Source organism: Chitinimonas sp. (genome assembly GCF_041904975.1).
Taxonomy (GTDB): Bacteria; Pseudomonadota; Gammaproteobacteria; order Burkholderiales; family Chitinimonadaceae; genus Chitinimonas.
Window position 1 is genome coordinate 1 of the sequence record NZ_JAYRLZ010000209.1, and the last position, 7,730, is coordinate 7,730.

The 7,730-nt window shown below is 58.7% G+C and carries 6 protein-coding genes; 3 read left to right on the top strand and 3 right to left on the bottom strand.

The genetic code is table 11. The features are described from left to right. On the bottom strand, positions 1-1,263 hold a 1,263-nt coding region (ettA, locus tag ACE3OH_RS16570), incomplete at its 3' end, for an energy-dependent translational throttle protein EttA (RefSeq protein ID WP_374355468.1). 553 nt (positions 1,264-1,816) lie between these two features. Here ettA and ACE3OH_RS16575 point away from each other — a divergent pair. Then, complete coding sequence (locus ACE3OH_RS16575) at positions 1,817-2,368, top strand: hypothetical protein (protein WP_374355471.1); 552 nt, start codon at positions 1,817-1,819, stop codon at positions 2,366-2,368. Between the two features lie 169 nt (positions 2,369-2,537). Then, positions 2,538-3,089, top strand: a complete 552-nt coding sequence (locus tag ACE3OH_RS16580) for a hypothetical protein (RefSeq protein WP_374355474.1) — start codon at positions 2,538-2,540, stop codon at positions 3,087-3,089. A 391-nt stretch (positions 3,090-3,480) separates the two neighbouring features. On the opposite strand, the gene ACE3OH_RS16585 is transcribed toward ACE3OH_RS16580, so the two are convergent. Both ACE3OH_RS16585 and ACE3OH_RS16590 read right to left on the bottom strand, forming a co-directional pair. Next, positions 3,481-4,494, bottom strand: a complete 1,014-nt coding sequence (locus ACE3OH_RS16585; protein WP_374355477.1) for an AraC family transcriptional regulator ligand-binding domain-containing protein — start codon at positions 4,492-4,494, stop codon at positions 3,481-3,483. A 3-nt stretch (positions 4,495-4,497) separates the two neighbouring features. Then, complete coding sequence (locus tag ACE3OH_RS16590) at positions 4,498-5,394, bottom strand: GGDEF domain-containing protein (RefSeq protein ID WP_374355480.1); 897 nt, start codon at positions 5,392-5,394, stop codon at positions 4,498-4,500. Positions 5,395-5,707: 313 nt separating this feature from the next. Here ACE3OH_RS16590 and ACE3OH_RS16595 point away from each other — a divergent pair. Continuing rightward, on the top strand, positions 5,708-7,730 hold a 2,023-nt coding region (locus ACE3OH_RS16595; protein ID WP_374355483.1), incomplete at its 3' end, for a TonB-dependent receptor.

The following is a 7,730-nucleotide window of genomic DNA, read 5'->3' on the forward strand; positions in this document are numbered from 1 at the left end:
CATTTCAAAGCGGCCAACCTGCAGGATGTCGCGGCCGTCGGCCACATCATCGAACACGGTCGTTTCGCTGTTCAGGTCTTCGCGGCTCTGGTCGACAAAAGCGGTCTGCACCGTCGGGCCGATCTTCACCGTGCCGCTGTCCGGCAGCTCCTTACCGGCAATCATCTTGAACAGGGTCGATTTACCGGCACCGTTGGGGCCGATAATGCCGACAATGGCACCAGCTGGCGCCTTGAAGCTGAGGTTGTCGATCAAGAGGCGATCGCCAAAGGCTTTGGAGACGCCTTCGAATTCGATCACTTCATTACCGAGGCGCTCGGCCACCGGGATGAAGATTTCCTGGGTTTCATTGCGCTTCTGGTATTCGACGCTGCTCATTTCCTCAAAGCGCGCGATACGTGCCTTGGACTTGGCCTGGCGCGCCTTCGGGTTCTGGCGTACCCATTCCAGCTCCTTGGCGATGGTCTTCTGGCGGGCCGATTCGCTCGACTCTTCCTGCTTGAGTCGCTCTTCCTTCTGTTCCAGCCAGCTCGAATAATTACCCTTCCACGGAATGCCGTGGCCACGGTCCAGCTCCAGAATCCACTCGGCGGCATTGTCGAGGAAGTAGCGATCATGGGTCACCGCCACCACGGTGCCGGGGAAGCGCACCAAAAATTGCTCCAGCCATTCCACCGATTCGGCGTCCAGATGGTTGGTTGGCTCATCCAGCAGCAACATATCGGGCTTGGACATCAACAGCTTGCACAGCGCCACCCGGCGCTTTTCACCACCCGACAGCTTGCCGACAATGGCATCCCAGGCCGGCAGGCGCAGCGCATCGGCGGCGATTTCCATCTGGGTTTCCAGGTCTTGCCCGGCCACCGACAAAATCGCTTCGCAGCGGGCCTGCTCTTCGGCCAGCTTGTCGAAGTCGGCATCGGGCTCGGCATAGGCGGCATACACCTCTTCGAGGCGCTGCTTGGCGGCGAGAATTTCACCGAGGCCGGATTCCACTTCCTGCCTGACCGTGTTTTCCGGGTTGAGCTGTGGCTCCTGCGCCAGATAGCCGATCTTGACGCCAGCCAGATGCTGCACCTCGCCATCGAATTCCTTATCCACGCCGGCCATGATCTTCAGCACGGTGGACTTACCCGAGCCGTTCAGGCCGAGCAAACCGATCTTGGCGCCAGGGAAAAAGCTGAGGGAAATGTCCTTGATGATCTGCCGCTTGGGCGGGACAACCTTGCTCACGCGGAGCATGGACATGACGTATTGAGCCATTGGGGTACCAGAAGTGAGTTGAACCCGGCGATTTTAGCAAGCCCGGCGATAAGCTGCTGGCTTGAGAGAGAGGGCGTTAACTGGCTGTTGTCGCGCAGCGGTGCGTACCTGGGCCAAATGCTGGTACTTACCGCACAAATAGATAAACTGGAGCTGCCGCCTTGCAATGAGAAGTTGGGATTCTGCCTGCCGGATTAGCAGGTTGGTGAGACACGCTTTGAACTCCCACTTGGCCGAGAAAAGTTTGTAAAGACCTGCGGGTTTGCTTAAAAAACGAGCAAATCCCTCCCGATTGTTGAGCGACTCAGCCTAGTTTTGTTCGCTTTTCCCACTTTGCTCCCTGCGCCAAGAGTTTCTTACCAGCCTGTCAATGCTGCAATTGTCTGTTTTGCGACAACGCGAACCCGGCAATGCTTGATTGTGGTGTTGGTGCATGATTGATAGTGAACAGTTGACATACGGGCAAAACGTCATTAGGGTAATCGAGTAAGGGTTGTCACCTATAAAGAAAACACCGACAGAAGGAACACAAATGCCTCAATGCATTTCATCGATGAAGAAGTATTTGTCGTATTTGTGTTTGACTCTATTCAGTACGTCCATTGTTATTGCTGCTGACAATATAAACATTTCTGATATGTATCGTGCTGATCAGACAAGTCGTGCAGCTACCAATATTGACTGGGTAAAACTCGCTGATCAAGATGCCAAGCGTCGGGAGAAGGTGGGCTTGTTATTGCGGCAAGGAAAAGTCCGGACGGCTGCAGATTTTTTTCGGGCTGCGCTAATTTTTCAGCACGGAACGAGTACGACAGATATTCGCATGGCGGTGTCACTCAGTAACATTTCATATTCCTTAGCTGAGGGTGATGAGAGGCTCAAAGCAGGTCGTCTGCTTGCTGCGAGTTGGGATCGATTGATGATGCAGCTTAAACGACCGCAGTGGTATGGAACGCAATATCAAAAAATTGGGCCAGATGGCCAGTGGGAGCTATATCGAGTCGATGAGACTGTGACAGATATGGATCGACAGAAACTGGGCGTCCCTTCACTATCCGAAGCAAAAACCAAGGTGCTGGAAATGAATAAGTCTGCGGACCAATAGCGGCTGCTTGTATTGGTTACGCTTGAGGTGGTATCGGGTACAGTTAAATGGCCAGTAAAAGTGTGGTAGTGCCATTTTAGTGAAACGTAACCCTGTTGAATTGAATCGCAATGCTCGCTAGGGCTGATTCCTTCTGGGTTTGATTAAAAAATGAAAGCCAAGGTCGAAATTGTCTCTTTCCAGATATTTATTGCTAGCGATGTTTGGTTTTGGTGGTGTTCATTGCATGGGTGCTGCGGTTGATCCGGCGATCAATGCGCCAGTTCCGCAGCCGCTTTCCTTCCCGGAATATAAGGACTTGATGCAACAGCTTGCCAGAACCGATTCGGCACTGGGGCTCTTTTGGTATAGGTTGAACCAGAGTAAACAGCTTGCAAGTATAGAGGCGGGAACCAAAATCAGCGGAGAGGTGGTTTTTCTGACACATAAAAAGCCAGAGGCAATGAGAGTTATCGAAGGCGTACAACATATCCATGAACTTGATCCGGGTGGGTTTGCAACCTTTGTGAATTATTCAGTGGAGCGTCAGTCGGATACAGAGCTTGTTTTGTTGATCAGGCTCGATGATGCAGTTCGTGCCGCACCCAAGTTGGTGATTTCGCCGAAAAGAGCTTATAAATTGTCTTTTGCGCGCCAAGTAGCTAGCGTTGCGCGCCAAGTAGCTAGCGAAAGTTGGCGCCTTGGTGCGGTGAAGCCACAGGCGGTAGCCGCGCTGCCTTGACTTGTTTGCTGGGCTATCGGTGGTAGGTGTGGGTCGGCATATATAGATCTTTGTTTTGTATGTTTTCTTCTGGTACGTCGAGCTATTTATTCATGCCGATCGGTATTTAAAATATGCTGTTGCCGGTATCGTTCTGCCATGAGCAAGCCCGGCGAGCACAAGCATGAAAGTTGAACACGGCATTGTCGATATCTGGGCCGCGCTCAACCCGCGCCATACGCCCGAGGCTGCGAGCGATGAGGATTGGGCCGACATCATTCGCGATGTGCTGGCGGCTGATTGAGGTGGGCGGCTGATCTGCCGCCTTGTCTTGCCTTCGTTACCTGTGCATACCTGCCGCACTATCAATCAAGTGACTTGGCCCGTATCCATTGATAGGGCGATGCATCGTTCAGACCTGTACCAATGCGGCCGGCAAAGCCGGCAAGCCAGTCCAGCGCTGAAAAGAGCGGCGGAAGTTGCGGGCATCGTGATAGCCCAGGTAGTCGGCCAGCTGGCTGTGGTTCATGCCGTGGTAGTGCATCAGGCAGATGGCGACGTGAGTGCGAACCTGGTCGAGCTGGGCCTGGAAATGAGTGTGGTGGCGGGCGAGGTGGCGCTTGAAGGTGGCCGGGCTGACGCCGAATGCAGCGGCCGTGTCTTCCAGCACCGGCGCTTGCCGGATATGCAGCAGCAGATAGTCATACAAGGCCTGCAGCAGACTGCGCTGCCCGGCCGAGGCTTCGATCGGGCGCAGGGCCATGGTGGCAGAGCGCTCATTGCCGCGTGGCCACGGTTGCTGGAGCCAGGCGGCATCGAGCAGCATGCAGTCGAACTGGCTGTTCCACTGCAGATGCGGGCCAAGGTGTACCTGATGGTGTGCCAGCTGCTGCGGCGGGGTGCGATTGAAGCGGTAGTGCCAGGGCAGGCGCTGTCCGCTCTGCCAGCGGCACAGGGCGGTCAGCGCGGTCATATGCAACTCGACCAGAAAGGGCAGCAAGCTGGCGGCGCCGCAGCTATCGGTCCAGTACACCATCAATTGTCCGGCTTCCACCCGGTAGCGCGGGCCAAGCAAGGGGCAGAGCACCGCCTGGTGCGCCTGCAGGATATCGAGCGCCTGCTGCAGATTTCCCGCTTGCGTCAGCGCGAGGCTGGCATTGCCATAGTGACCGGGCAGCCATTGCTGGCCGAGCAAGAAGCTGGCTTCGCGGCCGTCGCGCTGGCGGGCGATATTGCCAAGCAGGGTAAGTAGTTGCGCCGGACTGAGCTGCCGCTCGCCGCCTTGCAGATCGGCCTCGAACAGGCCGCTGCCCTTGAGCAACACATGGCTATTGATCGCCTGCTGCCCGGCGTGCTCCAGCAGCAATAGCGGCTGGTGCCGTGCCGGTATCAGCGCCGTGTCGAGTCCGTAGCAATCGGCCAGCATGGCTCAGGCAGGCATGGCCATGGCGGGGGCTGCCGGTTCCAGCGCCTGGTTCAAGGCTTGCAGCAGTTGCTCTGGTGACTGATCGGCCAGTGCGCACACCACTCTGGCGCTCAGGCACAGGCGCTGCTCGCCCAGGCGGGTGTGGTGGCCCAGGCTGCCGACTGCATCGCGTAGTTGCCGCGCCATCTCCTTGGTGGCTGCCTGGCTGGTTTGTGGCAGCAATACGGCAAAGCGATCACCGGCATAGCGGCACAGCAGATCGCCATTGCGCAGGTTCAGCAGCAAGAGGTGGCTGAGCGCCTGTAGCACCCGGTCACCCTCGTCAGTGCCATGTTCACGATTGATGGCGTGAAAATGATCGATGTCCAGCAAGATCAGACCACAGGGCTGGTCCGGGCTACGAGCCTGCTCCAGGGCGATCTGCCGGTGCAGGTAGTCGGCATTGGCAAGCTGGGTGATCCGATCGAATGCCCTGTGTTCGCGAAACAGGCGCTCGCGCTTGAGCAATTGTTCATTGAGGCTGTATTGCTCGTCACGCCAGAAATACAGGCCGATGGTCAGCACCACCACGCCACCCAGGGTGCTGCCACCTTCCAGCCAGTTATCCCAATGCATGGCATGGTCGAGCTTGAAGAATTCGTCCAGGCAATCGACCCAGGCGCCCAAGGCAAACAGGCCCAGACCACTGGCCAGCAAGGCGGTAACACGCCCGCCGGGCCGGCTGCTCAATACCAGCAGCATCCAGCAGGCGGCCATGATGGCGGTTCCCCCTTCGCACAGGATGTCGGTCCACTGCCATTGCACCCACGGCTTGGTAACGCCGAGGTGTGCAAACGCGAGGCTGCTGAGCACGGCAGCGGCAAACAGCAGCAGAAAGGGCAGGCGACAGGCTTTATCCATAGGGCGAGGTAGTGGCACGCAAAAGCCGGCAGACTAGCGCCGCAACATGACAGGTTCATTCAGCGGGCAATTGAGCTCACCCGAGATTGCTGCCGCATGGGTGGACGGCTATCCGGCGCCGTGCCGGCCTGCCGCAGCCTTGGCGGCAGGGCAGGCAATTCGGCTCGCCAGCAGCTTGCTTGTTCGGTAAGTCATTGTTCTTTCGTGTGTTTGTGGCTGCGTCGTCACACTACCGCAATCTCCCGGCCCTAGCGTGGCGCCCACTTCAGCCGTCCACGTCCGGCTATGTGTCATGCCAACAGGGAGCCCGTCCATGTCTGTCCGCACCTTGCCTGATCTGCCGCATTGCGGCCGATTTCCTTACACCTTGCTGGCACTGAGCATTGCCGCCTTCGGCCAGCACGCCATCGCAGCCGAATCGGCGGCTGCTTCGGCAGAAACCATCGTGGTGATCGGGCAGGCGGCTCGCATCCAGCAGGCGCTGGATGTGCAGCAGGCCAGCGATGCCATTGTCAGCGTGGTGCATGCCGATGGTATTGGTGCGCTGCCCGACGCCAATGTGGCCGAGGCCTTGCAGCGGGTGCCGGGGGTGTCGATCGAGCGCGATCAGGGCGAAGGCCGCTATGTGCGGGTACGCGGTCTGGGGCCGGACCTCAATGGTGTCACCGTGAATGGCACAACCTTGCCATCGCCGGAGAGTGGCCGCCGCGCGGTGATGCTCGACACCATACCCAGCGCACTGATCCGCTCGCTGGAAGTGCAAAAGACGCTGACACCCGACCAGGATGCCAGCTCGATTGGCGGCACGGTGGAAATCAAGACCCGCTCGGCGTTTGATGCGCCGGGGCGCTTCTTATCGCTGGAAACCCTGGCCAGCCATGATGGCAACACCGGTCAAACCAGCCCGAAGTTCGATCTGGCATGGAGCGACCGGCTGGCACGGGGCAAGCTCGGCATGGCGGCCGGCCTGAGCTGGGAGAAGCGCAAATTCGGCTCGGACAATATCGAAACCGGCGGCGCATGGGATGTATCGGGCAGCCAGGCGCTGCTGAACAAGTTCGAGCAGCGCGACTACCGCATCGAGCGCGAGCGGCTCGGCGCGGCGCTGAATGTCGAGTACAAGCCCGAGGCGGGCAGCCGCTACTACGTGCGCGGCTTGTATACCCGTTTTGACGACAGGGAGGAGCGCCAGTCCACGCTGGTCAGTTTCAGCAAGCCACAGGCAGAAGGTGCCAGCAGCAGCGCCAAGATCAGCCGTGCCTTGAAATCGCGCGAGGAAATCCAGCAAGTGCGCTCGCTCAATCTGGGCGCCGAACAAAAGCTGGGTGACTGGAAGTTGCTCGTCGCCGGCGGCGTCAGCCATGCCAGCGAGACCGAGCCGGAATACCTGACCGGCGTCGAATTTGCCGGCAAGAGCAGTTTTTCCGGCACGGGCTATCGCAATGCCGCGCGTCCTGAACTGTTTGCACCGGCCAGCAGCCGCGATGCCGGTCAGTTTGCGCTGACCAAGGCCAAGGCGCCGATGAGCGACAGCCATGACCGTGAACGCAATCTGCGCATCGATGGTGAGCGCAGTACCGTGCTGGGCGATGCCGGCGTGGCGATCAAGTTCGGCGCCAAATTCAGCCGGCGTGACAAGGACTATGACAAGACTAGCTGGGCGTTCAAGAATCTGGGCAAGGCACCGGCCGCCCTGCCCAAGGCGGCGCTGGAACTGGGCAGCTATCTGAATGGCAATACCGGATGGGGCTTGGGCGAGTTCGGCCCGCGTATCGACGAGGCTGGCGTGCGCGCCCTGTTCGCCGGTATTGCACACGATAGCTATCTCGATCAGTCGGCCTCGCAAATCGAGGACTACCGGATAAAGGAAGACCGCGACGCCGCCTATGTGCAAAGCAGCGTCGAATTTGGCAATTGGCGCTGGCTGGGCGGTGTGCGCTTTGAGGGTAGCCGGCACCATCTGCAGGGCACTGGTCTGCGTGATGGCGTATTCCTGCCCACCGTGGCCGACAGGCGCGATCGCCACTGGCTGCCGGCCTTGCAGCTGCGCCACGACATCAGCGATGCCACCAGCGTGCGCGCCGCCATCACCCATTCAGTGGTGCACCCCACTTTTGCGCAGATGCGCCCGGGTTTGCTGATCGATGTCGCAGCCGGCGAAGCGGCATTCGGTAACCCCGACCTGAAGCCATTGACCTCGCGCAATCTCGACCTGGGTATCGAAAGCCGTCTGGGCAAGGCCAGCACAGTGTCGGCCTATGTGTTTCACAAGCGCATCAACGACTTCATCTATAGCGCCGATCTGGCTGGCTCCGGCCGCTGGGCAGGTTTTAACA